At 57.0% G+C, this 24321-nt stretch carries 23 protein-coding genes and 1 tRNA gene; 11 read left to right on the top strand and 13 right to left on the bottom strand.

The features are described from left to right. Positions 1-59 precede the first annotated feature (59 nt). A complete protein-coding gene (locus tag TPEN_RS04445; RefSeq protein ID WP_011752529.1) occupies positions 60-905 on the top strand; it encodes a signal peptidase I in 846 nt (281 codons plus the stop codon). Between the two features lie 58 nt (positions 906-963). On the opposite strand, the gene TPEN_RS04440 is transcribed toward TPEN_RS04445, so the two are convergent. After that, positions 964-2289 (bottom strand): RuvB-like helicase, encoded by a 1326-nt coding sequence (locus TPEN_RS04440; protein ID WP_011752528.1) that lies wholly within the window; start codon positions 2287-2289, stop codon positions 964-966. 105 nt (positions 2290-2394) lie between these two features. On the opposite strand from TPEN_RS04440, the gene TPEN_RS04435 reads away from it, so the two are divergent. From TPEN_RS04435 to TPEN_RS04425, 3 genes are all read left to right on the top strand, one after another. Then, complete coding sequence (locus TPEN_RS04435; RefSeq protein WP_011752527.1) at positions 2395-4629, top strand: DEAD/DEAH box helicase; 2235 nt, start codon at positions 2395-2397, stop codon at positions 4627-4629. Between the two features lie 62 nt (positions 4630-4691). After that, complete coding sequence (locus tag TPEN_RS09975; protein ID WP_011752526.1) at positions 4692-5036, top strand: helix-turn-helix domain-containing protein; 345 nt, start codon at positions 4692-4694, stop codon at positions 5034-5036. A 51-nt stretch (positions 5037-5087) separates the two neighbouring features. Beyond that, positions 5088-6329 (top strand): nicotinate phosphoribosyltransferase, encoded by a 1242-nt coding sequence (locus TPEN_RS04425; protein ID WP_011752525.1) that lies wholly within the window; start codon positions 5088-5090, stop codon positions 6327-6329. Here TPEN_RS04425 and TPEN_RS04420 read toward each other — a convergent pair. Continuing rightward, positions 6326-6802 carry a GIY-YIG nuclease family protein gene (locus tag TPEN_RS04420; protein WP_148677944.1) on the bottom strand — a complete coding sequence of 159 codons (477 nt, stop codon included), beginning with the start codon at positions 6800-6802 and terminating at the stop codon, positions 6326-6328. The two genes, TPEN_RS04425 and TPEN_RS04420, sit on opposite strands and share 4 nt — an antisense overlap. A 66-nt stretch (positions 6803-6868) precedes the next feature. Between TPEN_RS04420 and TPEN_RS04415 the strand changes: the two genes are divergently transcribed. Both TPEN_RS04415 and TPEN_RS04410 read left to right on the top strand, forming a co-directional pair. Further along, positions 6869-8584 carry a 2-oxoacid:acceptor oxidoreductase subunit alpha gene (locus TPEN_RS04415; RefSeq protein WP_148677943.1) on the top strand — a complete coding sequence of 572 codons (1716 nt, stop codon included), beginning with the start codon at positions 6869-6871 and terminating at the stop codon, positions 8582-8584. After that, positions 8581-9435 carry a thiamine pyrophosphate-dependent enzyme gene (locus TPEN_RS04410; protein ID WP_011752522.1) on the top strand — a complete coding sequence of 285 codons (855 nt, stop codon included), beginning with the start codon at positions 8581-8583 and terminating at the stop codon, positions 9433-9435. Before TPEN_RS04415 ends, TPEN_RS04410 begins: the two co-directional genes overlap by 4 nt. An 8-nt stretch (positions 9436-9443) precedes the next feature. On the opposite strand, the gene TPEN_RS04405 is transcribed toward TPEN_RS04410, so the two are convergent. From TPEN_RS04405 to twy1, 3 genes are all read right to left on the bottom strand, one after another. Further along, positions 9444-10136, bottom strand: a complete 693-nt coding sequence (locus tag TPEN_RS04405) for a hypothetical protein (RefSeq protein ID WP_148677941.1) — start codon at positions 10134-10136, stop codon at positions 9444-9446. A gap of 86 nt (positions 10137-10222) precedes the next feature. Next, positions 10223-10945 (bottom strand): endonuclease NucS, encoded by a 723-nt coding sequence (gene nucS, locus TPEN_RS04400; RefSeq protein WP_011752520.1) that lies wholly within the window; start codon positions 10943-10945, stop codon positions 10223-10225. 16 nt (positions 10946-10961) lie between these two features. Then, positions 10962-12023 (bottom strand): 4-demethylwyosine synthase TYW1, encoded by a 1062-nt coding sequence (gene twy1 / locus TPEN_RS04395; protein ID WP_245534187.1) that lies wholly within the window; start codon positions 12021-12023, stop codon positions 10962-10964. A gap of 246 nt (positions 12024-12269) precedes the next feature. Between twy1 and TPEN_RS04390 the strand changes: the two genes are divergently transcribed. Further along, positions 12270-14117, top strand: a complete 1848-nt coding sequence (locus tag TPEN_RS04390; protein ID WP_011752518.1) for an MFS transporter — start codon at positions 12270-12272, stop codon at positions 14115-14117. Between the two features lie 17 nt (positions 14118-14134). Here TPEN_RS04390 and TPEN_RS04385 read toward each other — a convergent pair whose 3' ends face one another. From TPEN_RS04385 to asnS, 4 genes are all read right to left on the bottom strand, one after another. Further along, positions 14135-14932 (bottom strand): anaerobic ribonucleoside-triphosphate reductase activating protein, encoded by a 798-nt coding sequence (locus TPEN_RS04385; RefSeq protein WP_011752517.1) that lies wholly within the window; start codon positions 14930-14932, stop codon positions 14135-14137. Position 14933: 1 nt separating this feature from the next. Further along, positions 14934-17021, bottom strand: a complete 2088-nt coding sequence (gene feoB, locus TPEN_RS04380) for a ferrous iron transport protein B (protein ID WP_011752516.1) — start codon at positions 17019-17021, stop codon at positions 14934-14936. Beyond that, positions 17014-17259 carry a FeoA family protein gene (locus TPEN_RS04375; protein ID WP_011752515.1) on the bottom strand — a complete coding sequence of 82 codons (246 nt, stop codon included), beginning with the start codon at positions 17257-17259 and terminating at the stop codon, positions 17014-17016. The genes feoB and TPEN_RS04375 overlap by 8 nt, the downstream gene beginning before the upstream one ends. 144 nt (positions 17260-17403) lie before the next feature. Continuing rightward, positions 17404-18696, bottom strand: a complete 1293-nt coding sequence (asnS, locus tag TPEN_RS04370) for an asparagine--tRNA ligase (RefSeq protein WP_011752514.1) — start codon at positions 18694-18696, stop codon at positions 17404-17406. A gap of 67 nt (positions 18697-18763) precedes the next feature. On the opposite strand from asnS, the gene TPEN_RS04365 reads away from it, so the two are divergent. Continuing rightward, entirely contained in the window at positions 18764-19348 is a 585-nt protein-coding gene (locus TPEN_RS04365; protein ID WP_187146358.1) for a methyltransferase, read from the top strand. Positions 19349-19359: 11 nt separating this feature from the next. Here the strand turns inward: TPEN_RS04365 and TPEN_RS04360 are convergent. Next, positions 19360-19456: transfer RNA gene (locus tag TPEN_RS04360), tRNA-Gly, on the bottom strand. A gap of 138 nt (positions 19457-19594) precedes the next feature. After that, positions 19595-20326, bottom strand: a complete 732-nt coding sequence (locus TPEN_RS04355) for a DUF2208 domain-containing protein (RefSeq protein ID WP_011752512.1) — start codon at positions 20324-20326, stop codon at positions 19595-19597. A gap of 95 nt (positions 20327-20421) precedes the next feature. Between TPEN_RS04355 and TPEN_RS04350 the strand changes: the two genes are divergently transcribed. Both TPEN_RS04350 and TPEN_RS04345 read left to right on the top strand, forming a co-directional pair. After that, positions 20422-20907, top strand: a complete 486-nt coding sequence (locus TPEN_RS04350) for a hypothetical protein (RefSeq protein ID WP_052885137.1) — start codon at positions 20422-20424, stop codon at positions 20905-20907. 44 nt (positions 20908-20951) lie between these two features. Further along, the gene (locus TPEN_RS04345; protein ID WP_011752510.1) at positions 20952-21542 is read left to right on the top strand and encodes a COG1361 family protein; all 591 of its coding nucleotides are present in this window, start codon (positions 20952-20954) and stop codon (positions 21540-21542) included. Here TPEN_RS04345 and TPEN_RS04340 read toward each other — a convergent pair. Continuing rightward, positions 21539-22798 carry a Glu/Leu/Phe/Val family dehydrogenase gene (locus tag TPEN_RS04340; RefSeq protein WP_011752509.1) on the bottom strand — a complete coding sequence of 420 codons (1260 nt, stop codon included), beginning with the start codon at positions 22796-22798 and terminating at the stop codon, positions 21539-21541. The genes TPEN_RS04345 and TPEN_RS04340 overlap by 4 nt on opposite strands. A gap of 233 nt (positions 22799-23031) precedes the next feature. After that, a complete protein-coding gene (locus TPEN_RS09970) occupies positions 23032-23202 on the bottom strand; it encodes a hypothetical protein (RefSeq protein ID WP_011752508.1) in 171 nt (56 codons plus the stop codon). A gap of 154 nt (positions 23203-23356) precedes the next feature. On the opposite strand from TPEN_RS09970, the gene TPEN_RS04335 reads away from it, so the two are divergent. Further along, the gene (locus TPEN_RS04335) at positions 23357-24316 is read left to right on the top strand and encodes an isoaspartyl peptidase/L-asparaginase (RefSeq protein WP_011752507.1); all 960 of its coding nucleotides are present in this window, start codon (positions 23357-23359) and stop codon (positions 24314-24316) included. The last annotated feature ends 5 nt before the right edge of the window (positions 24317-24321 follow it).

Here is a 24321-nt window from a genome sequence, read left to right as displayed (position 1 = left end):
ATCGATACTCTACGCGCGATGTTTTTATTGGCGGACGCGGCGCAGTGAGACGGGTACCTATGAAAGTGCAACTTTCAAGAGAACTCGCGTTAGACGTGGCGGCGATCGTTGGTCCCGCGGTAGTTTCTTCGCTCGCGATGCTTATACCCATAGAGAACTTTCTCTCGAAGTACCCGTTCGGAGTACAGTACGCATGGTACTACCCCTGGAGGGGGATGTTCGTCGCACTCCTCCTGTGGATATTCTCGGGGGCAACGTACTCGGAAAAGCGTTATTTTCTGAAGAAAGTCTTCCTGGGCAGCTCGGCCGCCTTCGTGACTTTCCACTACTCCCAGCTCTGGGTTGTCAGCAGGTACGTACGAGTACAGCTCATGCCCCTGTTCTACCTCGTTGGCGAGCATAGCCCATTCTTCCTAGACATGGGGCTTGTAGTTCTCATTCTAACACTGCTCGCCTTCCGCAAAGAAGTAAGCACACCGAGCAGCCAGGAGCGCCGGAGTGAGTCTAGAGGCGTAGTGGTTGGGGGTTGGAGGGAAATTGTATTGTATGCTTTGACTATAGTGGGGTTGCTGGTCTTCTTGTTATCGCTTCGATTCGTGCTCTCAACCCCCGTCCCCCTAGCCGTTGTTTCGAGCTGGTCCATGGAGCCCGTGCTACACGTTGGAGACGTCGTGGTAGTCGCCGGGGGGAACAGCTACACACTCGGCGATATCGTGATATACGAGAGAGGAGGAGAGCTCATAGTTCACCGAATAGTTTTATCGGTGAACGGCAAGTACGTAACTAAGGGAGACGCCAACCCCCAGGCTGACAACATCGTGCTAGGTAAAGACGCGATATACGGAAAGGTTCAGATCGTAATACCGTACATCGGAGCATTAAAACTAATATTCTACAAAGGCTAAACACGCAAAAATCTACCCTTTTTGTGCGCCCGAAAGGCATTGATGCGCAGGATTCACGCTATTTTAACATTTTCTCCTCGAACTCCTTAAGGTACTGCGCCGATTCCCTCGTGCTTATGAACAGCGTGCTCACCTCCCTCACTTCTTCTACTCCCACGGAGCTCTTACCCCTCTGCTCGGCTAGTATCTTTGCGGGCGCTAAGAGATGCGCAGCGTAGCGCAGGCTTCTCTCCGTTCCCAGCCTAACGAGCTCTTCCAGCGCCTGCTCGTCGAGCGTGACGCCCTCCTCTTTCGCCCTGATCTTGAGTATCTCCCTTATCTCATCCGCAGTATACGGCTTCGTCTTGATTATCAGGAGCCTATCCAGAAGGTCTAGGGGCATTCCGTGCGGCGCCTCCACGTCTGTCCCCCTGATCTTCGTGAAGCCGCGGTTCGTCGCGAGTATAATTATGGGGCTTAGCTCGCTCTCCATGGCTCTTGAGAGGAAGCTGAAAGCCTCTATGTCTAGCATGTGAGCATCGTCGATGAAGAGAACACCGGGTATGAGCTCAGCCCTCCCGCTGTCCACCCACTCCTTCACGGTCTTATCCACCTTAGCCCTGACGTCCGGGGGAATCTCCCTGTACTCCGGGGCACCGAAAATCAGGGAGAGCAGGCTCTCGCTCCTAGCATGCATCTCGTCGAGCTGGTGTAGTGTGAGCGTGTACACGAACTCCTTCTCCTTGTAGACGGGGCCCGACGGCACGTCGACGAGCTCCCGCACCCCCACGTCGTAGTTCGCCGCGCCCTTAGCCCTACCCACGCGCGTAACCCTACCCGTCTCCTCGTCTATCCAGATCACGTCGCCCTCCTCAACGCCCTTCTGGAGAAGCTGGTAGACTATGTTCGAGTCTACGCGTAGGCTCCTGGTCTCCTTCTCCGTCCTGAGCGTAATCGTCCCGCCAACGGGTACTTGTACGTACGGGTTAAGCGGGTGCCTGTCGAATTTGTAGTCCACCTTGTCGACCACTCCCTCGTAGATCCAGCGCCTTTCCCTTATCCTTACGCCTATGGACTTTCTCAACGCCTGCATGAGAACCTCTGTCTTCTTCAGCTCCGCGGAGTAAATCTCGCTACCCGAGAGGGCCATGAAGGGAGTCTCCGGGCCGAGCTCCCTAGCGATCGCGACCGCGATAGCAGTTTTCCCGGTGCCGGGAGGACCGACAAGCAGGATCGCCCTCCCAGCCATCTTGCCAGCCTTGATTAACTGGACTACGAGCCACGCCGCCCGCCTAGCCTCTATCTGCCCCACGAGGCCGTCTGCCACTGGTAGCGGCTCGTTGTTCCTTATCCCGAGGCCTTTGATGTGGCTGTGAACCCCGATCCTCTCCCCGCTCTTCATCATCGAAATATCTCCTCAATAACGCAGGAGTTAAAAAGCCTTCGCGCAAGCTACGCGCGTTTAGGTTTAAAGCTAGCATGCGTAGATTATAGCGCGCGGCGAGTGGCGGTGTCCTCGGACGACGTACTCGAGGCTTTGAGGAACGACAGCGGCCACAGGGTAGTCTACGTCTTCTTCGAGAGCCCTAGGGAGCCTGAGCCCGGGCCCCCCGTGGAGGAGGTCGTAAAGGAAGAGGTGCTCGTCAAGGCTTTGAAAAGCAGGGGTATAGCGAGGCTCTACAGGTTTCAGGCTGAGGCTATCGAGTCGATAAGGTCCGGGAACAACACGCTCATAATAGCGGGTACCGGTACTGGGAAGACGGAGGCGTTCCTGGTACCAATCCTGGAGAGGCTCTATAGGGAGCCCGAGGAGACCGGCATCCTGGTGTACCCTACGAAGGCGCTCGCAAGGGACCAGGTGGAGAGGATATACTCGTACGCCGGGGCTGTCTTCGGCTTCAGGGTCTCCGTGTACGACGGGGATACCCCTGAGAAGGAGCGCGAGATGCTACAAGTGTACCCGCCCAGGCTACTCGTAACGAACCCGGACATGCTCCACCTGAGCCTGCGCAGAGGGGAAGGCGTGAAGCCTATACTCGAGAAAGCCAAGTTCGTCGTGTTGGACGATGCGCATATATATAGCGGGGTTTTCGGGTCCCACGTTCACTACGTCTTAAAGCGCATGAAGAGGTTCATGCCAGCGGACGCAGTCTTCGTGGCCTCCTCAGCCACCATAGGAAACCCGCGCGAGTTCTCCCAAAAGCTCTTCGGAGAGGAGTGCAGGGTTGTCGAAGCCGGTCTGACCCGGCGTGCCCCCGTGTACCACGTGATGGTAAGGCCCGCGGCGAGGTCACGCATGGCGGAGGCGCTGCGCCTCTTGAAGATCCTCGCTGAGCGGCGTCTGCGGACGTTACTTTTCGTGGACAGCCACAAGGTGGCGGAGAGCCTCAGCGTCCTAGCGCAACGCGAGGGGCTTAAAGTCTCCGTGCACAGGGCGGGGCTTCTCCCGAGCCACAGAAGGAGCGTCGAGGAGAAGCTCAGGAAGGGGGAGCTCGACGCCGTCGTGACGACCCCTACGCTGGAGCTAGGGATAGACATAGGCGAGCTCGACGCCGTCGTGCTGTACGGCGTGCCTCCCACGTTCAGCAAGTACGTGCAGAGAGCCGGCAGGGTGGGGCGGCGGGGCAGGACGGGGTACGTCGTCATGATCCTCGGGGACGACCCGATAAGCTCGTACTATGAGAGAAACCCCGCGGAGTTTTTCAACCAAAAGCCGGACCCGGTGTTCCTCGATCCCCTAAACGAGGAAGTTATGCGCGTACACCTGGTGGCTATGGCTCAGGATGCGCCGTTCAGGCTGGACAGCCTAGGCGGGGCTGAGCGCAGAGTATGCGAGAAGCTACTAGAAGAGGGGTTGCTGAGGCTAGCCCCGGGAGGGTTCGTCGAGCCGACAAGCAGGGGGTTAAGGTTCCTGGCGTCCCGCGACAACATCAGGGGTATAGGGGAGCAGGTGAAGATAGTAACGGATACAGGCAAGGTCATCGGGTTCCGGGAGATGCCCCAGGCGATAAAGGAGCTCTACCCGGGAGCTATCTATATCCATGGGGGAACTCCCTACATCTCCCTGGGCATAGAAGGTAGGAAGGCGAGGGTCAAGCTTCTACCGACGTCCACGATACCCGTGACGACCTCGCCGCTATACTACACCTGGCCGTTCGAGAATGAGGTCCTCGACGAGAGGAGCGTTTTCGGGATACGCGTCTCCTACCTGGAGCTCGAGGTTGCGGATCACGTCTACGGCTACGTCACGAAGAGCTTCCCAGAGGGCCACGTCATTTCGCAGAAGATACTCGAGGAGGAGCTCACCTACAGGTTCAAGACGAAGGGGTTGCTCCTGGAGATGCAGCCTAACCCCCAGTGGAGCGAGCTTCAAAACGCGGAAGCCTTCCACGCAGTAGAACACGCCCTGATCTACGCGGGGCAGCTCGTCGTAGGCGCTGCGCCGACAGACATGGGTGGCATCAGCTTCCCCTCCGGCCACATATACATCTACGACGCCTTCCCGGGAGGGTCGGGCGTAACGAAGCAACTCTTGGAGAGGCTCAAAGAAGCTCTGCACAAGGCGTTCGACATAGTCTCGAGGTGCACCTGCGAGGATGGATGCCCCAAGTGCATTTTCTCTCCTTACTGCGGCAACAACAACAGGATACTCTCGAGGCGGAAAGCCTCCCAGGTTCTCGGCGAGGTACTATCGCTGAGGATCGCGGGCAGAAGCCCCGAGAGGTACGGCAAGCCTCTCGTGTAGCGCGCGTCAAAAAAGGTTTATCTAGATCTCCTTCACCTCTTCCACAGCAAGGTGCAGGGCTAATGCCTTCGAAGGTGCTGACGCTCAGGGAGGCTCTAAAGAACCCTCTCAGGAGGAGGATCGTCACGTACCTACTGGACAACCCTGGGGCGTCCATTAGGCAGCTGTCCAGAAGCCTCGGAGTCAGCATAGGCTCCCTGAGCGGGCACCTAGTCATACTGGAGAGAGTCGGGCTTATCAGAGAGGTACGTAACTCTAAAAGGGTCGAGCTCTTCATCAACAATGAGGTCCTGCTCCACGGTATCACAGACGAAGCACAGTACTCCGGCGAGGCGGACGGAGAGGTAGCCCGCCAGCCGCGGGAGGAGGGCAGAGAAAGAGCCCTACAGCGCCGCGAGCCTCTGTAGCAACGCTCGCGTAGAGAAACTCTTAAGAGCGTGACCTTTACGTACTAAGTTGTGGCTCAAAGAAGCGAAGCATGGGAGAAGCGTTTCATCTACGCAACCTTCGATGAAATCAAGGCCGGGCTGACCACGGACATCTACTTCGTCAGGACCCGTAGGATCCTCGAAAAGTACGGGTTGCTCGACGCCGAGGTTCACATGGAGGTTACCGCTAGCCGGTTGCCTGAGGACTACCGGTGGGGCGTCTTCGCGGGTTTGAGAGAGGTATTGAAGCTGTTGGAGGGTAAGAGGGTCACGGTGCGCGCTCTCCCGGAGGGCACGCTCTTCAAGGCGCAGGACTACTACGGCTACAAGATCCCCGTCTTAACTGTGGAAGGACCTTACGGCGAGTTCGTAGAGCTGGAAACCCCGCTGCTCGGCTTCCTGGCGTCTGCCAGCGGCATAGCGACTAAGGCCGCCAGGGTCAAGAAAGCAGCGGGCGATAAGCTCGTGTTATCCTTCGGCGCTAGGCGCCAGCACCCCGCCCTGGCTCCCTTCGTGGAGTTCTACGCATATATAGGCGGCGCCGACGCCGTATCCGCAGTTTTAGGGGCAGAGGCCCTCGGCATAAAGCCTACGGGCACTATGCCCCACAGCCTGCTCATAATCTTCAGGGCCTTCAAGGGAGACCACTCTCTGGGCTGGAAGGCGTTCGACGAGGTAATCGAGAAAGACGTCGCGAGGGTTGCCTTGGCGGACACCTTCTTCGACGAAACGGAGGAGGTAGTTCTCGCGGCGAAAACCCTTGGCGAGAAGCTGTGGGGGGTCAGGCTCGACACACCGGGGAGTAGGAGGGGGAACTTCGAGGACATCATACGCGAGGTGAGGTGGAGGCTGGACACCCTGGGCTACAAGCACGTCAAGATAGTCGTAAGCGGAGGCATCGACGAGTACAGGATTCCGTCCCTCGCGCGCGCCGGGGCGGACGCCTTCGGCGTTGGAGCCGCCATATCCACAGCCCCCCCGATAGACTTCGCCATGGACATAACGGCTGTAAAGCGGGAGGGCAGGTGGGTGCCGATCTCGAAGAGGGGGAAGCTCCCTGGGAAGAAGCAGGTGTACCGCTGCGATAAGTGCATGGTCGACGTAGTCGTACTCGAAGGCTCCGAGCCACCGGTGTGCCCGAAGTGCGGTGCCCAGATGGAGCCACTGCTTGAAACGTTCATTGAAGACGGGCGGCCCACAAAGAGAGTTGAGTCGCCTCAAGAGGTAAGGGCGCGCGTCTTAGAGCAACTAAGCAGGCTAGAGGAAATCTAGCTCACGTGAAGCACGCCGGGGGTTACCCCGTTTCTTCTGAAGGCTTCAACCGCTTTTTCGAGGCAATCTTTCTCGCCCCCGCCGCATTCGAGCAAGTGAGACGTGCATCCATGCTTGCAGTCAGACGACCCGAAGCCCGGGAGAGGGTGCCTGCACCCTAGCTCTTCCAGTGGGCGCGTAAGCACACACTCTGGAAGATGCGTCTCGCCGTAAACCACGTAGGCTACGCTTGCCCCTGGCGCGGCTAGGAGCCTGTCGATATGCCAGTGCACCCTCTTCTCGCGCCTTAGATGCCTGGAAACTCGCGCCCTAAGCCCGCCCGGCCCCTTGGCAGAGCCTAGATAGAGGTAGATACCCGCACGCAGAGTGACTTCCTTGCCGCTAATTGAAGATAATTTAGCGTCACTCTTCAGCACTATCAACAATATGTAAATTCCTTTCCCGCTCGGCGCAACGTTATCTGCTGGCATCATAGCTTTGCCTACACATGACATTCGAAAGAATCTTTTTAGACTTAGCTTTACATAATTCAAAGCGGTGTGCCTGTGGAGAATGTAATCGATTTAGGCCTCATGGTGGCAGGACCGGCCGGGGCAGGTGTGTTCGCGTCGAGCCTGCTCCTAGGGAAAACCCTGATGCGGCACGGCTTCAGCGTTTTCGTAACGAACGAGTACCCCTCCCTGATCAGGGGAGGCCACCAGTGGGCACAGGTGAGGGCTGTCTTCGGAGGCTACAGCTACTCCCACAGGAAGACTGTTGACGCTGTTCTAGCCTTGGATAAGTTCTCGGCGGAAGTACACATAGCCGATCTGAAGAACGGTGGCATTGTGGTATGCGATGAGGGAGATGCGCCCACGCAGGCGGACCCCAGGGTGGTAGCTTTCCCCCTGCGCAGGATAGTCAAGGAAGAGGGGGGTCCCAGCGTTGCAAGCAATACCGTCGGCGTCGGCGTGCTTCTGGGGGCGCTCGGGCTAAGGATCGAAATAGCCGAGAGGGTTATCTACGACCAGTTTAGAGGCAAAAAAGAAGCTGCGGAGCTTAACGCTAGACTGCTTAGAAGGGGGTTCGAGCTTGGAAGGTCCTTGGAGCTGGGGGTTAGGGACAGGGTTATGTCCCTAAAGCCCGCAGAGGAGGGGCGGAGCCTCTTGATAGACGGGAACTCCGCCGTTGCTCTGGGAGCGCTGTCCGCCGGCCTAACTTTCTTTGCCGCTTACCCAATGACGCCGGCTTCCCCGATACTACACTTTCTGGCAGAGGTGCAGAGAGACCTCGGCATAGTGGTCTTTCAGCCGGAAAGCGAGCTAGCAGCTATCAACATGGCCATCGGCGCCGCGTACGCCGGTGCGCGCTCAATGGTCGCGACGAGCGGGGGTGGGTTCTCGCTTATGGTGGAAGCACTCGGTCAAGCCGCGATGACGGAGACGCCGATACTCATAGTCGAGGTTCAGCGTCCAGGGCCCTCCACGGGGCTACCCACGCATACCGCGCAGGGCGACCTCAGGTTCGTAATTCACGCCTCCCAGGGCGAGTTCCCGAGGGTAGTCCTAGCGCCCGGCGACCCCTACCAGGCCTACGTGCTCGGTAACGTGGGGCTTAATCTTGCGTGGAAGTACCAGGTACCGGTGATCATCCTTTCGGACAAGTACCTGGGTGAGAGCTACTGGACCCTGAAGGACCTACCCCAGCTCGGCGTTGAAGAAGGGAAAGTATCCAGGGAGAGCGTCAACGGGACCTTTCCCAGGTACAAGCTAACAGAGGACGGTGTTTCCCCGATGGTCTTCCCGGGAACCCCGGGCTCTCTTGTTTACGCCAACACGAGTGAACACGACGAGTACGGCTTCGGGACTATCGACCCGTTGAAGGTCAAGGCTATGCAGGAGAAACGGTTCCTCAAGCTAAGGAAGCTACGGGAGGAGGCCGAGAGGAGCGGCGTCGAGGTCTACGGAGACGGAGAAGTACTCGTAGTCACATGGGGGTCTACGAAGATGATAGTACTAGAGGCCTTAAGGAGGATTAGCGGCGTAGGTCTCCTCCAGGTGGTATGGCTGGAGCCCTTCCCGAAGAACAAGGTTAAGTCGGCCGTTCACGGCAAAAAGATCCTGGTCATCGAGAACAACATGACGGGGCAGCTCGTCTCCTTGCTGAGAGAACACCTGTTCCTGGAGCCGGCCGACGTGCTCCTGAAGTACGACGGGAGGCAGTTCTACCCGGAGGACGTAGAGGCTTGGATCGCGTCGCACCTGGAGGCGAGGTGACCGCGTTGGATCCCGCGATCTACGATACCGGTAAACGGCCCGTGTGGTGCCCCGGTTGCGGTAACTACGGCGTGCTCTTGGCCCTCAGGAAAGCCTTGGCAGAGCTCGAACTTAAACCGGAGAACGTGGTCATAGTCACGGGGATCGGTTGCCACGGCAGGATAAGCGACTACATGAAGACAAACGGCTTTCACACGATCCATGGTCGCGTCCTCCCGCTCGCCACGGGCATTAAGCTCGCAAATCCCAACTTAACGGTGATCGGGCATAGCGGCGACGGAGACGCCTACGCGATAGGGCTAGGGCACCTGCCACACGCCGCCCGTCGAAACATAGACATCAAGCTTATTGTCCATAACAACATGGTTTTCGGGCTCACGACGGGACAAGTAACGCCTACGACGCCCCTAGGGGTAAAGACGAAGTCTACGCCGTTCGGAAACCCCGAGCACCCCCTTAACCCGCTCTTGCTTGCACTCGCGAGCGGGGCTACCTTCGTGGCACGGGGCTTCAGCGGCGAGGTGGACCACCTGAAAGAGCTCATCAAGCGCGCCATACTGCACAAGGGGTTCGCCTTCATAGACGTGCTCCAACCATGTGTAACGTTCTTTAATACCTACTCGATCCTTCGGGAAAAGGTCTACAAGCTCGAAGAAACGGGCCACGACGTTAAGAGCCTGGAGCAAGCTTTCAGGAGGGCAATGGAGACGGAGAGAATACCAATAGGCGTCTTCTACGAGGTTGAACGCCCAACGCTAGAAGAGGCTTTCAGCCACGCGATGAACCCCCCGCCAGCTCTGAGACCTCTCTCGCCGCCTGACCTCACCAGGCTCCTTTCGAGGTTCCGCTGAGAAGCCCGCTACTCGCCGGTACCCGGGGGAGGCTCGAGGAGCGGTAACACCTCCTCGGATAGGTACTCGATTATCTCCTCCAGTGTTAACGGCGAAAAACATACAACGACGCCGTTCCTGCTAACACCGAAAACCCCGGCGTCGTCCCTGTAAACGACGTACTTTTCGCTCCTGTTCCTCGCGAATTCCTCGCCCAAGGCAGAGGCTAGATCCTCGCCGTAGAGCACGGCTGTCCTCAACCCTCTCCCCTCGGCGCTCTCGAACACGACCTGCCTAACCTCCTTGCCCCCGTATATCCTTCTAAGCGCCTCTGGCGAAAGGTACGTGCCGTAGATCTCGCCGCCACTCCCGTAGATGTTCTCGGAAAGCAACTCAGCCACTCTGGAGGCGAGCCTTCTCCCAGCGAAAACGAGCAGGTAGAGGCTTCCTTTGTATTCGACGAAGGCGAAGCGCACCCTCCTCTTCACGGGGACCACCAAGGACTCGCCATCCAGGTCCAGCGCTTCTTGGTAAACCTCGACAAGCACACCTACAACCGCGCCTCCTTCGACCCTCAACTCCTCGACGCGTACTCCCAGCTCGAACTCCTTTCCCAGGAAGTTCACCCTAGATTTAAGTAACGAGAGGTTCCTCAGTTTACCCGCTATCTCCTCTAAGCTATACGTGCCAGGGGCTCCGAACAATGTTATAGCCACTGCCACGACGCTCTCTAATAACTCCTTTATTCGCACGTATTTAAGCGTCGCGCACGCACGCGATACCTCTTTCTGTGTCTGTGTCCCGGCGTTTACCAGAAGGCCGTCAACCGACTCAGCACTTCCCTGGCATCCTTCATGCTGACTTGCCTGTACTCCAAGCCCTCAGCCTTAAGGGCTCTGATCGCCGACACCGTGAAGCCGGGCGCTGCCAGGATCCCCCTCACCTTCCTCCCCGTCTCCCTCTTTATCCTCTCCACGTAGCGCTTCAGCTGGTAGACTGCCTCGACGCTGGCCTTCTCACGCTTAACCTCCACTACGACGAGGTTCCCCTCGGAGTCTACGAACACGGCATCCGCGAAGCCGGCCGAGCCCAGGGAGACCTCTGCGCCTACAGGCTTCAGATTCTCTCCGAGCATTTTTGAGGGGTCTGCGAGGATCGCCCTTCTTAAGTCCTCCTCGTCCCCCCACATCGTAAACCGAGCGCTGTCTTCGAGCTTAGCGGAGAAGAAGTGCTTCACGCTGTGCACCTCTATGAGGAGCCTTTCCCTTCTCTTAGTGCGGGTGACGATAATCCTGAAGCCATCGTCGTCGCCCTCCACCGAGACCACGCTTCCAGGGGGCTGGTAGTTCACGGGCTCGTAGCCCACCGGCCTGTGAACGATTACGGAGCCGTCCTCCTTGATTAGAATGACCCTATCTCCTTCTTCAAGCTTCGAAGAAGCCCTACCCTCGTACGTGACAGTACACCTCGCAACGAGAACCACAAGCTTCTTGGAGCTCACCGCTGCCCGAAGTTCCTCGACTACCGTCATGCCTGCTCACGCACGTCTAGTAGTAGAGGATCTTGCCGTGCTCTTCCATCGTGAAGTCTTCGACCTTGGAGCGCCAGGACTCGTCAAGCTTTGCGACCCTCGCGCGCCACTCCTCGACCATCTTCAGGTTCCTCTCCCAGACATCCTCGTCTCTCACTAGCATTACTACCCGGCTTTTATCGTCCTCCACTTTCACCTTGTAGCCCGTCAGCTCTTCCAGCTTCTTTGCGAACTTTTCGAGCTCCTCGATTGTCGGCATGGCTGATATAGGTAGCCTCTTCTGGCTCTCCCCGACCCAGGTATAGCCTTTCAGCTCGACGAACATGGGGTTCCCGAGCTTAATAAGCTTCGAGTAGCCCTCGGGGTCTACCATGTTCAAATCCTTCACCATCGTAAGCCTGAGAACAGTCCTGCTCTCCGTGAACCTGTCTAGGAGCTCGAGGCTCCTCAAAACGTTCTCCCAGGCGTTCGGAATCCTCGGGTCAGCTGTCGCTGTGAAGACCTCCTTGTTTGGTCCGTAAAGGCTCAGGTAGAGGTTCGTCGGCTGGGCATCTCTTTTCACGAGCTCCTCTAGCCTTATGGGTATAGACCCGTTCGTTACGAGGAAAGCCGTGAAGTTACGCTCCTTCACCTTCTTCACGAGCTCGGCAAGCTTGGGGTAGAGTGACGGCTCGCCGTCCAGGCTTATTGTGAAATGCCTTGGAAACATCGCCTCCAGAAACCTCTCCCTCGACACCTTCGGGTTCCCCTTGAAGCCTATCAAGAGGAGCCTCTGCGCCACGATACTCCCGTTTATGATGTCCTCAGGCTCGTCCCACCGCCAACCCGGCGGGAGCTTGAAGCGGCCCGGTAGGTGCATTCTCCAGCAGAACTTGCAGGCAAAGTCGCAGAAGTTAAGGACAGGCGTCATCTGGAGACATCTATGACTCTGTATGCCGTACCAGCTCTTGTAGCATAACCTCTCACCGCGCAACGCAGACCTCGTCCACCTGCACACAGCAACGGCGCTGTGATTTCCTACAAGCTTGTAGCCAGCCCTGAGGTACCTCGCTACGTCTAGGCGCTGCGCCTCCTGCATTGGTGACACTGACATATCTCCAGGGATCCTTATTCTTAAATGTTGCTTTTCAGACTCTTAAACGCTGCATAAGAGGAAGAGCCGGGCACCCGCTTTCCTTGCACGCAACGTGCACGACGAGGAGACGGCTTCCATGTCGTCGGGTATAAAACTATCTAGCAATACGACTTGTTAAATAGAATCTATTACACATTATATTTACTCAATAAAAGTAGATTTATGTAGTTTTGTGCAGTAAGATTCTGGGTGGGGTCCCTGAGACGCGAGAGCATCGCGATGGCTCTAGTACTCTTAACTGAGATACTCGTCGGGCTAGCTACAGGCGTGCAGCGAACCATACTTGGTGTGGCTTCGCACGCAGCTGGCGGGTCTTTCCTTCTGCCCATAGTCTCGTTCGGCGCCTTCAAGGCTACGTTCGACCTGTTCACGGGGCTGTACGCGGGGAAGAGTAGGCGTAAGTCCCTGCTGACGGGAACGCTGGTATACACTACGGGTGCGGTAGCCCTATTGCTACTCCCTCCCCCGCTTAACTTCCTGGTAGGCAACATCTTCGTGGGAGCCGGCGAGGGGCTCGTCTTCGCTACCAGTGCGCTCGCAATCCGGGACATTCTGGGGCTCGAGCGTTCATCGCTCAGCTTCGGATACATCGAGAGCGCGTGCTACTTCGGTTACTCTATCGGAGCGTTCGTTAGCGGGCTTGTCTACGGCTCCCTAGGGGCACCTGCGACGCTGTTCGTGATTCTCGCTTCCTCTGTTCTAGGCGTGGTCTCGGCTGCCAGCTCGCATGAAACTATGCAGTACACGCTGCAGGAGCGGGAGCGCTTCTCGACGACGATGAAGACGTCGGAGATCGTGAAGCTACTCTTCTCGAACCCTAGCACGGCGTCAGCCCTTCTCGCGGCGCATATGGCGAAGGTAGCTGATAGCATTGCATGGGGTGTTATCCCGGTCTACATGGTCGCCAAGGGTCTCCAGGTGTATCACGTAGGCTTCGCGCAGTCCCTGTTGCTACTCGTGTGGTCCTCTACTATGCCCTTCTGGAGTTCGTTCTCGGATAGGGTCGGCAGGCGCGCGCTGGCAACCCTTGGGTTGATGATCAACGGCGCCCTCTTGATAGCCTTGCCGGGCACGCGTAACTTCCCAGAGATGCTGCTCATAGTCCTGGTCATGGGTTTAAGCTACGCTATGTACTACCCGATACTGCCTGCACCCGTGGCAGACATGACGCCCCCGGAAGGGCGGGACCTAGCGGTAGGGGTTTACCGCGCGTTAAGGGATTCGGGCTACGCCACTGGAGCGCTTATCGCCACGCTTATACTCTCGGTTGCGCCCAGCTCCCTGGATAGCGTCTTCATAGATATCGGGAGTATGCTGGTAGTAACGGCAGCAGCCTTCTCCATCGTCTTCAGGGAAACGAGACCTACGTGGCCCTTCCTTAACCTCGTCATAAGGCACGTTGAGATAATAAGGGACGTGCTTGTGTACCAGCAGAAACTCGTGGAGAAAGCTTTCGGCGGCTACGCAGAGGAGTTGGAGTCGGGGATACGCGTGTTAAAGGATATGGAGAGGAAGGCAGACGCCGTGAAGAGGGAAGTCACCTGGAGGATTTACTCGGGGTTGCTACCCACATCCAGCAGAATAGACTTCGAGAGGCTCGTCGAGGAAATCGACAAGGTCGCCGGCGCGGTTATAGAGTGCAACGAGAGGCTTCTATGGGTGAAGCACAGCGAAAAACTCCGGGACTTGAAGCAACTCCTGCTGGAAATGTTGAACGAGAACATCAGGCTGGCGGACATGCTCATAGAAAACCTGCGCGTGCTCAGCCTATCCCCACTCTACGCGGTGCGCGCTTCGATCGAGATAGACGCGGGAGAGAGGAGGGTCGACGAGTTAAGGATAAAGGCAATACACATGATTAGAAAGCTCTTGGACGAAAACGAGATCGACATCATGTCGGCGCTGAGCCTCATGGAAGCTGTAAACCTGCTAGAGCTAACGAGCGACGACTTCCAGGACGCCGCCGACATCATCAGGATAATCAGCTACCGGCACGCCGCCCTACCTCCCGATAGAATCGCGCGGTTCGGCGCCTAGCGCGCGAGATGCCAGCTTTACCGCACCCTCACCGCTCCTTCCTCGATGGTCCTGTACCATACCTCGAATTTCCCCGGAAGTATCTCCGCCACCCTTTTAGCGGTACTCGCTACGACGTCCCTGGGGGTCTTCGGCTTCCCTCTGTACTCCTCCGGTACTCCCTCGTAGGGTATAAACTGCTGTACAACATATGCTATGCGCTGCGCGCTCAGCTCCATTTCTGAGAGCTGACGCGCTATCCTCTCCAGGTGCGCGGGCTCTAGAAGCCCGGGTACGAGGAGAGTTCTCAGCTCCAGGAAGCGGGCGTGTCTACCAGCAATGGCTATGCCCCTCCTGACGTCATTCACTACTTTCTCCGCTACTTTCGCAGGCAGGCCCACCACCTGGGAGTAAAGCATCGGGTCGTCCAGCGGAGCTTTGACGTCTACTGCTACGTGTTCAACGTCGACGCTTCTCAGAAGGTGCTCAAGCGCCGATGGGATGGAGGCGTTGGTGTCCAAGCTGAGCGGCAATCCAACTTCGGTCTTAACCCTCTCGAAGAGCTTCTCAAGCCTCCTGTACTGCAACGTAGGCTCTCCGCCCGTCACGTGGAAGTAGTCAACGAAAGCCCTGGCCCGCGAAACTGCGGATACTATCTCGTCAACGGTCGCCCTGCGAACCTCCAACCCTCTCGCAAGCCTGCTGTTAGCGCACCAAGGACACCTGAAGTTGCAGTAGGAAAGCCAAAGCGTGAAGGATACGCTTTCAAGCACGTCGACCATGCTCGTCTCCTTCCAGCCCCCAATCAGTAGTACGTCCTCTGAGTGCTCGCGCATATCAGTGCACCAGCGCGCTGAGCAGGCTGTATACTGTGAAGGACGAAGCGAAAGCTATAAGGAGCTCGTAGAACACGAGCAGCAAGGCGTACTTAATGTTCCTTGTCTGGACGTAGAACGCTGAAACCGTTGCGAGGCACGGCGTGTACAGCGTCGCGAATACCATCAGTGAGGCTACTTGGGCCGTGTTCAGTCCAAGAGACGAGAAAGCCTCGCTAAAGGTATTCGCCCCGGTGGCGATTATTAGCGTTGAGGCAACGCTTTCCTTAGCTATGAAGCCTGAGAGCAACGCTAGCGCTACCTGCCACTTCCCTAGCCCTACGAGCGCTAGAGCCGGGGCGAGGCTTGTGCCGATAAGGTAGGCATAGGATGTGCCTACGTCCTGCGTGTAACCGGCGGGGCCTGTGCTCATGAGTATCCAGACGACGATCGACAGCGAGAATATTATGACCCCTGCCTTCTTGAGGAAATGCAGGGTATTGTCCCAGGCATACCACCAGATAACCCTGAGGCTTGGCCTGTGGTAAGGCGGCAGCTCTACCAGTAGCTCCGGCTCTTCCTCCGCTTTGAAGAACAACTTGGAGAAAACATAGCCAAGAGCGGCTACAAGGAGGAGGGCGTATGCGTAGATGAACACGAGGAGGAAGGCGGAGACCAAGGGGTTCGGAATAGCCGAAGCTAGTAGTAGCAAGACTACGAGCCTGGCCTGACACGGTATTAGAGGCGCCAGCAGGGAGGCGAGCACCTTTTCTCTATCCGTGGAGAGTATCTTGGTCCCCATTATCGCTGGAACGTTACACCCGAAGCCCAGGAGGAGGGGCATAAGAGCCTTCCCCGAGAGCCCGATACGGACCATGAGGTTGTGGTAAGTCGCGGCTATCCTGGCCATGATCCCCGTATCCTCCAAGAAGCCGAACACTACGAAGACCAGGAAGATTAATGGCAGAAACGATAGCACACCCCCGACTCCCGCCAGTATACCGTCGACCGCCAAAGAGACAGCCCACTCGGGGAAACCCTGGCTGGCGAGCAGCGTCCTTAGGTAGTCCCCGAGCGACGCGAAGAGCGACGACAGGAGACCGCTCAGCGTGTATTGTTCGAATATCGATGCGAGCTCCTCCATGCCTAGAGCCTCAGCTATCTGCTTAATCGGAAAACCCGTGTTCAGCCCCAGCACTAATACGAGGGATCCCAGCACGAGTAGGAACAGTACCAAGTGGCCTATCGCGGGGCGGAGCAGGTAGCTGTCAAGCCTCTCCGTAAAAGCAGGCGTAACTACCCTCTCCGCGTGGACGGACTCTTCGAGTACCTTCGCTATTAAACTGTAACGCGCACTCGCAGCTAGCAAGGAGGGGCTCTTCCCCGTTTCGTCCTCGACGATCTTCCTAAGCCTTAACGCCTCTTCGAGAACATCCGGGCACGCCTCTCGGGCCTTCCTCTCGATCTGCCTGTCGCCCTCAAGTAGCCTCAGGGCGAGCCACTCCTGGGGCGCGTTGCCCAAGGCGCCGCACTTGGAGATCTTCCCGGAGAGCTGCCCGGCGTAGTAGTCGAGGATGCCGTAGGATAGCTTTAGCCTCTTCGTTCTTAGGCTACCGGTGGCGACCGCCAGGGTTGCCTCCAGTAGCTCGTGGAGCCCCGTTTTCTTCAGCGCCGAGATGGGTACAACCGGTACTCCGAGTAGCCTCGAAAGCCTCTCTACGTGGATGTGTACCCCCATCTTCGCGGCTACATCGATCTTGTTGACGGCAATAACCACCTTATCGTATAGCTCGAGGACTTGAAGGGCGAGGTACATTGTGGTCTCCATAGACACAGCGTTCACGACTACTATCACGGTGTCCGGTTTCTCGTTCACGATGAAGTCCCTAGCTATTTCTTCTTCCTCGCTCTGAGCGCTCAGACTGTAAGTTCCCGGCAGGTCGATAAAGCGTATCCTCACGCCGTGGTGCTCCACCTCTCCCTCGTACCTATCCACAGTTTTTCCCGGCCAGTTGCCTACGAACCTATGAGCCCCTACAAGCACGTTGAACAGCGTGCTTTTACCGACATTGGGGGCGCCGGCTAGCGCCACCCTAACCTCTTTAGCCACTCTGCACCACCTCGACTAGAAGTCTCATCGCTATACCCCTTCCAAGCGCCAGCCTAGCCCCGTTCCTCTCTATCACCGTTGGACCCGCGCCGTTGAAAACCACTCTGAACTCCACGCCCGGAAGTATTCCGAGCTCGAACAGCCTCCTCAACACTCCATGACCGCCTTGAACCTCGACTAGCCTTACAACGCTACCTGGCGGGACGAGCGCTAGCGGCACGTAACCGCGGCTTGCCATCGTCATACCCTCCTTTGAAACTGCGTGAGCATCTTATATGCTTTGTCGCATGCGCGCGAAAGACGAGAACGCCAGCCTCCCGTGCATAGGCGACTCATGGGTTCTTCGAAAAAGTGCCCGGAGCCGTATACCTATAGCGAGAAACTAGGGGTAGGTGCGCGTAACCGTCCTTGGGAACGGTATAGAGTCAACTATGTGGTCGAGCCCCGCTATCCAAGTTACGAGCCTATCCATGCCGAGCCCAAAGCCGGCGTGTGGCACCGTGCCATAGCGCCTGAGGTCCAGGTACCATTCGTAGTCGCTCGGGTTTAGCCCGAACTGCTTGATCTTGTCCAGTAGCTCTTCTAGCTTCTCTATCCTCTCCCCTCCGCCTATTATCTCGCCGTAGCCTTCCGGAGCTAGGAGATCCGCGGACAAAGTTACTTCCGGCCTCGAGGGGTCGTTCTTGTGGTAAAAAGCCTTCACGCCGACGGGGAAGCCGTAAAGGAAGAAAGGCTTGTCGAACTCCTCCGTGAGTGCCCGCTCCTCGTCCGCCCCCAGGTCGTCGCCCCACTTCACGTTTAAACCTTTACCCTGCAGTATCTCTATCGCCTTGTCGTAGCTAATCCTGGGGAAGGGGGGCTCCACGTTCTTCAAAGGCTCCAGGTTCCTCCCGAGAAGCTCCAGTTCCTCCCGGTTCTTCTCCAAGACCCTCCTAACTATGTGCGAGACGAGCTCCTCCTCTACCTTCAGTATTCCTTCTAGCCCCGTCCACGCGACCTCTGCCTCCGCGTGCCAGAACTCCGTAAGGTGGCGCCTCGTCCTCGACTTCTCCGCCCTGAAAGAAGGAGCCACGGTGTAAACTTTTTCCAAGCTGTAGATGAGCGCCTCGAGGTAGAACTGGGAAGACTGCGTTAAGTAAACCGTGCTCCCGTCCACGTACTTCACCGGGAAAAGCGTGGCCCCGCCCTCCACCGCCGCCGATATGAACATCGGGCAGTGAACCTCGTAGAAACCGTTGCTCCTAAACCACTCGTGGAGAGCTTCGAAGACTGTGCTCCTCAGCTTCAAAACAGCGGTCATCTTCCTGCTCCTCACGGCAAGGTGTCGAACCTCGAGTAGAAACTCCCTCGACGCGTCTCTTCTGATCGGAAAGTTCTCCGCGAGCCCAACTATCTCTATGTTTCTACCGGCTATTTCCTTGCCCCCCGGCGCCCTGGGATCCTCCCTCAGAGCTCCCCCAACGATCACGGAGGACTCCACGGTCACCTTTCTCGCCAAGGCGTGCCCCGGAGACTCTGGCGTAAAGACAGCCTGTATTATCCCGGTTGAATCCCTAACCACCACGAAGGCTTTATCCCCGAGGTCGCGCCTACGGTAAACCCACCCCCTCACGGTCACCTGCGAGCCTGCAGGAAGCCTTAAAGCCTCGCGTATCGGCTTAACGGCTGTGGACATAGAGCGTCCACCTTCGATCACTAATAGGGTGCTTTTAACATTTCTATTGCTCATGCTCAGGCTTTACATGCGTCTACACGCCCAATTCGCGAGGTTCCTGGGGTTAACTCTCTTAGTCCCCCCGGGGTGCTTCACGCCTATAGGTACTTACAGCACCTGGCTTGTATCGCGCGTACTAGAGGCTTCTCCCAGTGCAGAAGTAGCCGTGGAGGTAGGGACGGGTGTCGGAACGCTTGCACTACTAGCCGCGAAGCGCGGAGCCTACGCGGTGGGGGTGGAAGTAAGCGAGCCTTGCCTACGCGCCGCTAAGGCGAACGCCAGGAGAAACAGCCTCGACGGGCTACTGGACTTCGTGCTCTGCGACGCTGGAAGCTGCTTGAGGTCTAGCAGTGCGGGGCTCGTCTTCACGAACCCTCCCTACCTGCCCGTCGACTCCGAAAAGCCGGAAGACGTCCCGGTCGCTGGGGGCTCGGACTTGTCGATCTTCAAGAAAATGCTCGTCAACGCTGTCAGAATAGCTAAGCCAGGGGCTCCCGTGGTTTACTCTGCTAGCAACCTCACCGGCTTATCGATCGGAAAGATATTGCTGTGCGCGCGTACCCCGATCGACGAGGTCTGCGCGTACCTAGTAGTTCGCCCCCGGAGAAGATAAGCGTGAAAAAGTGGTGCGGCCGCCGGGATTTGAACCCGGGTTCTCCGCGCCTACACAGGGCTCTGCGGCGTGGCAGGCCGCCATCCTACCAGACTAGACTACGGCCGCCAAAGTTCAAGGAATTAAAAAAAGCATGCTTAAAAGCTTTTCCTCACACTTGCATAGCGGGTCTGCATAGACGGTTATGCGGCTACGCACCTAAAAGCCTCGCGCGCCCCATGCCCTCGGCGATGCGCACTGTGGATGCTATGCTTTGTAGCTCTTTAGTATGTTGGCGAGCTTGCTTGGCTCCGGGTTGTAGAGCCTGATCTTCTGCGTGATTGATGTTCCCATTATTTGTTGGGTTATGTTTAGCTGTACGAACTTCCTTCTCGAGTCAACGATGATGTCGCCTTTCCAGGGGAACTTCACCGGGGTTCTTTCGTCCACTATGATCCCCTTGGAGGTTACAGTGTAAGATGTAGCAATAATGAGAGAGCCCGTCTTTGACTGAAGCCTGCGCGCGTAGAGCCCCGTAGCCAAGGAGAATGCGTAGAAGAACCCGTAGAGCGCGAGGAAGCTTAGAAAGTTCGCCGTCTTCTCGTCTAAAGCCATGCTCTTACCTAGACCTGTAAAGAACTCCCTGAAGCCAGGTATGTAGAATACGAGGATAAATACTACTAGCGATAAAAGTGGGATCATGCTTGCCTTGAACTGTGCCATGAGCTCCGGCTGGGTGAGCTGGAAGTCTTTTTCCCTGAGTTTAAGCACTTCGTCGGGCTTTGAAGAGTAGAGGATTTCCCCGCTTTTCACCTCTTCAAGGTCCCTCAAGACGCTCCTCGCGTGACGCCCAGTTACAACCATCATTATAACCATGAAAGCCGTGAAGTAGAGAATAAAGAAAAGCCACGTCTTATCCGGGTAGTTCGCGTTCATGTAAGCGAAGAGTACCATCAAGACGAGGCCGAGGAGATACTGTAGTATTAGCGCTCTACTCATACCTTTTCCAGAAGATAAGCGTACTTATAAAGCTTCGTAGCCGCGCGCGTCGAGAAGACTTTATAGCGCCTGCGAAGTTTACGTAGTCTGCGTCGGTGGGCGGGATGAGCTACGCGAAGCTACTGGCGTTGCTGGGCATACTCATGTCCGTCCTATCGATTGCTTTGGCATCCTACCTACTACTAACACTGGAGAAGACCTCCAGGATTCTGGACAACGCTTTGAAATACCTCGGCGCGGTGGAGAAGAGCTACTCCGTCGATGCTTACTCCCCCGTAAACGTACGCGTATGCCTCGCCGTCAACTCCTCCACCGAGCTGTCACGGATGACATGCACAAACGGAACGTACCTCTCCGGAAGCACGCTACTCGCTGTGATCTCGAAGCACTACGAGGTTGCCGTGAGAAGCGACGGGGTGCGCGTGTGGGTAGAATCCGTCCGCGGCGAGCCGTGTAACGGTAGCTGGAAAGTGTACGCCACGAACGGATCCTCCCTTAGCGAGAGGTACGACCTACTCCTACCAGTCGGGGGTTCCAGCGAGGTGCTGGTGGTGTGCGAGGCTCAGAAAACACCTCCGTAAGGGCACAAGTTATACTTAAGAGCAACACTCACGGGTTACTTGATATGAGCCGGCGCGTGCTACTAGGGCTTTCACTGCTACTCCTCGCCACGCTTCTAGCAGTTAACGCTTTCTCCGCGGGCACTCTTAGGGGCGAATCTCCCCGCGTCGAGGTTCAAGGATACCCCAGGCTCCTGGTATACGCTCCCCCGTCTCTGAACATCACGCAGGGATCCGTAGGAGTACTCGTGTGCACGGTATCCAACGTGGGCGACGCTCCCGCTGAAAACACCTACCTGTCTGTGGTGGCTGCGGGGTGTGCCTACTTGTCGACGGACGGGGAGAACTGGAAGAAGAACCTGACATTCTTCCTTGGTACGTTCCCGGGCCACAGCCTCAGAAGATTCACAGTGTTCGTTGCATGTAGGGAGGCGGAGCGGGGAAGGATCATCGTAACGGCGGTTGCGGATAACCACGACCCGGTAATAACCACAGTCGACGTAGCCGTCCAACCCCGCGAGGCGCCCCGGCAATCCTCGGTCGAGTGGACCCCGGTGCTAGCTATACTAGCACTATCCACACCGATTGCGTACTACATGGTGTCTAGGAGGCGTTCCAAGGAGAAGAAAAAGAAGAAAAGTTTTAACGATGTTTAGATCCAGCCGCGAAGCTTCATCGCTGTTACGACTCTCTCTACGGCGATAGCGTATGCCGCTACGCGCATTGGGTACTCGTGGAAGCGTTTCTGCCACTCGTTGTAAACCGTGTTGAAGTTTTCGACCATCTTCTTCTCGAGTCGCGCCAGGGCCTCCTCCTCCGTCAGCCAGTTCCCCATCCTGTTGTTCGCCCACTCGATCCAGCTCATGACGACTCCGCCAGCGTTGGCGAGTATGTCTGGTACCACCACTGCGCCCTTCTTCCTCAGTATTTCGTCGGCTTCAGGCGTCGTGGGGCCGTTCGCTCCCTCGCTTATGATCTTCGCCTTCACGCGCGGCGCGTTGTCCTTCGTTATGACGTTCTCGACTGCCGCCGGGATAAGTATGTCCACGTCGAGCTCGAGTATCTCCTCGTTCGTGATTGTCTTCTTGTAGTCCTTGTAGTTCGCGACCGCGCCTGTCTCCTCCTTCACCTTTATCAGTTCCTCGACGTTCAGCCCTGCGGGGTTGTACACGCCGCCCTTGCTATCGGTGACGGCGACGACCTTTGCTCCCCACTCGCTCAGGTACTTAGCGGCGTACATCCCTACGTTGCCGAACCCCTGCACGGCTACTGTCTTGTTCTCGACACCGTCGAGCACTCTTTTAGCAGCCTCTCTTGCCGCGATAGCAGTGCCTAGACCTGTGCTCACGATCCTCGCGTACAGGCCGCCTATCTCCTTGGGCTTCGCGGTGACAACTCCCCAGGCGTTGTAGCCCACTATCTTGCTGTACTCGTCCATGTACCAAGCCATAGTCTGGGGGTTCGTGTAGACATCGGGCGCCGGGATGTCTATGTCTTCTCCCACGATCCTGGATATCGCCGCGAAGTACTTCCTCGAAAGCTCTTCGAGCTCCCTCGGTGAAAGCTCCTTGGGATTGACTTTAACTCCTCCCTTTCCTCCGCCGTAGGGAATGCCAGCCAGAGCATTCTTCCACGTCATCCACATGGAGAGAGCTACTACCTCCCCCTCCGTGACGTTCGGGTGGTAGCGTATTCCTCCCTTGTACGGGCCTAGCGCGCTGTTGTGCTGGCTTCTCCACCCGTGGAAAACTGCTATCCTACCGTTGTCCAGCTTCACCGGGATCTTCACGTGCAGAAGCCTCTCAGGGTGCTTCAGAACCTCCACTACGTCTTCGGGGAGGTTGAGGATCTTCGCGCTCTCTGTCAGCTGCTTGACGGCCATCTGATACACGGGGTCGTTTTCGTAAGTCATGTTTACCGTTTACTTAAACGCAAGACCTGTATATAAGCAAAACCATATATACTGCACCCTGACGAGTGCTATGCGGTATAAATTTTTTTCTCTTCAAATGTAAAAAAGCAGTAACAACGAAGACTCTTTTCAAGCTACAGGCTTTGATGCTGTGTCAAAGCAACAAGTAGCATCTTTTCGGGGGTTTCCCGAAGAGTGTAGAGAAAATACCTAGGGTTCTAGGCAGGTTGCTCTTAGAACTCTTCCTCTTCTTCCTCTTCCTCCTCCCACTCTTCCTCCTCTTCGGGGAATTCCTCTTCCTCCTCTTCCTCGAAGTCCTCCCATTCTTCTTCCTCTTCCTCCTCCCATTCCTCCTCTTCTTCTGGGAACTCTTCCTCCTCTTCTAGCCAGGCTTTTAGGCTCATAGGCTTTCGAAGTTAAGGCTAGACGGCCCCTTATAGATTTTTCGCTCCCTTTACGCAAGGAAAAGTCGGGCACCTTTCCCGGCTGGTTTTATACTTTAACATCTTCGACACTCCAGCCCGTGCGTCGTGAGCATAGTTTTTAACCCTGGTTAAATTGAAGAGCGATGTGTGCGCTAACATAATCCCAACGGTCGCGGTGCACGGTGGAGCTGGAAGAGCGAGAAAGATCGAGCCCGAGGAGAAGAGGGAGATCGAGAATGCCTTGATCGAGGCGTTGAAGAGGGGGCTCGAGGCTCTCAGGGGTGGAACCTCTCTCGACGCCGTGGAGGAGGCTGTTAAAAGTATGGAGGCTTCCGGCGTTTTCAACGCAGGGAAGGGGGCTGCGCTGAACCTAAAGGGGGAGGTGGAGCTGGACGCCGGGATAATGTGGGGGAAGGACCTCTCCGTGGGTGCTGTTGCATCCCTGAGGAGGACGTGGAACGCTGTGTCTCTCGCCCGGGTAGTCATGGAGAAGACCGACCACGTACTGCTGGTTGGACCGGGGGCAGACGCGCTTGCCGAGCGTTTAGGCTTCGAGCCTCACCCGGGACCTTCTCCGAGGGCTCTCAGGAGGTATGAGGAGTACAGGAGGCTGTTGGCAAGCAAGGAGTACTACCTGTGGAGCAGGAACTACTCCGTGGCCGAAGTCTTTCTCGGAGACACGGTCGGCGCGGTTGCGATAGACTCCGAAGGGAACCTCGCTGCCGCAACGTCGACGGGTGGGCTCTTCCTGAAGCTACCCGGCAGAGTGGGAGACTCCCCAATCCCCGGAGCGGGGGTCTACGCCGAGAACGGCGTGGTCGCCGTTTCCGCGACCGGTATCGGAGAGGTCATCCTGAGGTCGACGCTCGCGGCGCGGATCGCCTCCTTGGTGAGGAGCGGTGCGCGCGTCGAGGATGCTCTTAGAGAGGTTGTTTCCAGCGTTACCAGCAAGTTCGGGGAGAACACTGTCGGAGTCATAGCGATTGACGGGTCGGGGTCCTACGCCGAGTACACGAACTGCGAGGTGTTCGTGAGGGGGTGGGCTTCGGTATCGAAGGGCATGCCTAGAGCGTCGCTAGAAGGCTCTAGGTAGCGTTC

Source organism: Thermofilum pendens Hrk 5 (genome assembly GCF_000015225.1).
In the GTDB taxonomy this organism is placed as follows: Archaea; Thermoproteota; Thermoprotei; order Thermofilales; family Thermofilaceae; genus Thermofilum; species Thermofilum pendens.
Note: the sequence above shows the minus strand (reverse complement) of the source record. Positions and strands in the feature narration are given on the sequence as shown.

What these genes read in the sequence shown, in the direction of transcription:
- TPEN_RS09970 (WP_011752508.1), bottom strand. Translation starts at nt 23,202, where the DNA reads ATGAGCCTAAAAGCCTGGCTAGAAGAGGAGGAAGAGTTCCCAGAAGAA.
- TPEN_RS09975 (WP_011752526.1), top strand. Translation starts at nt 4,692, where the DNA reads ATGCCTTCGAAGGTGCTGACGCTCAGGGAGGCTCTAAAGAACCCTCTC.
- asnS (WP_011752514.1), bottom strand. Translation starts at nt 18,696, where the DNA reads ATGTCCACAGCCGTTAAGCCGATACGCGAGGCTTTAAGGCTTCCTGCA.
- TPEN_RS04440 (WP_011752528.1), bottom strand. Translation starts at nt 2,289, where the DNA reads ATGATGAAGAGCGGGGAGAGGATCGGGGTTCACAGCCACATCAAAGGC.
- TPEN_RS04340 (WP_011752509.1), bottom strand. Translation starts at nt 22,798, where the DNA reads ATGACTTACGAAAACGACCCCGTGTATCAGATGGCCGTCAAGCAGCTG.
- TPEN_RS04345 (WP_011752510.1), top strand. Translation starts at nt 20,952, where the DNA reads ATGAGCCGGCGCGTGCTACTAGGGCTTTCACTGCTACTCCTCGCCACG.
- nucS (WP_011752520.1), bottom strand. Translation starts at nt 10,945, where the DNA reads ATGACGGTAGTCGAGGAACTTCGGGCAGCGGTGAGCTCCAAGAAGCTT.
- TPEN_RS04420 (WP_148677944.1), bottom strand. Translation starts at nt 6,802, where the DNA reads ATGATGCCAGCAGATAACGTTGCGCCGAGCGGGAAAGGAATTTACATA.
- TPEN_RS04445 (WP_011752529.1), top strand. Translation starts at nt 60, where the DNA reads ATGAAAGTGCAACTTTCAAGAGAACTCGCGTTAGACGTGGCGGCGATC.
- twy1 (WP_245534187.1), bottom strand. Translation starts at nt 12,023, where the DNA reads ATGCAGGAGGCGCAGCGCCTAGACGTAGCGAGGTACCTCAGGGCTGGC.
- TPEN_RS04355 (WP_011752512.1), bottom strand. Translation starts at nt 20,326, where the DNA reads ATGAGTAGAGCGCTAATACTACAGTATCTCCTCGGCCTCGTCTTGATG.
- TPEN_RS04365 (WP_187146358.1), top strand. Translation starts at nt 18,764, where the DNA reads ATGCGTCTACACGCCCAATTCGCGAGGTTCCTGGGGTTAACTCTCTTA.
- TPEN_RS04385 (WP_011752517.1), bottom strand. Translation starts at nt 14,932, where the DNA reads ATGCGCGAGCACTCAGAGGACGTACTACTGATTGGGGGCTGGAAGGAG.
- TPEN_RS04375 (WP_011752515.1), bottom strand. Translation starts at nt 17,259, where the DNA reads ATGGCAAGCCGCGGTTACGTGCCGCTAGCGCTCGTCCCGCCAGGTAGC.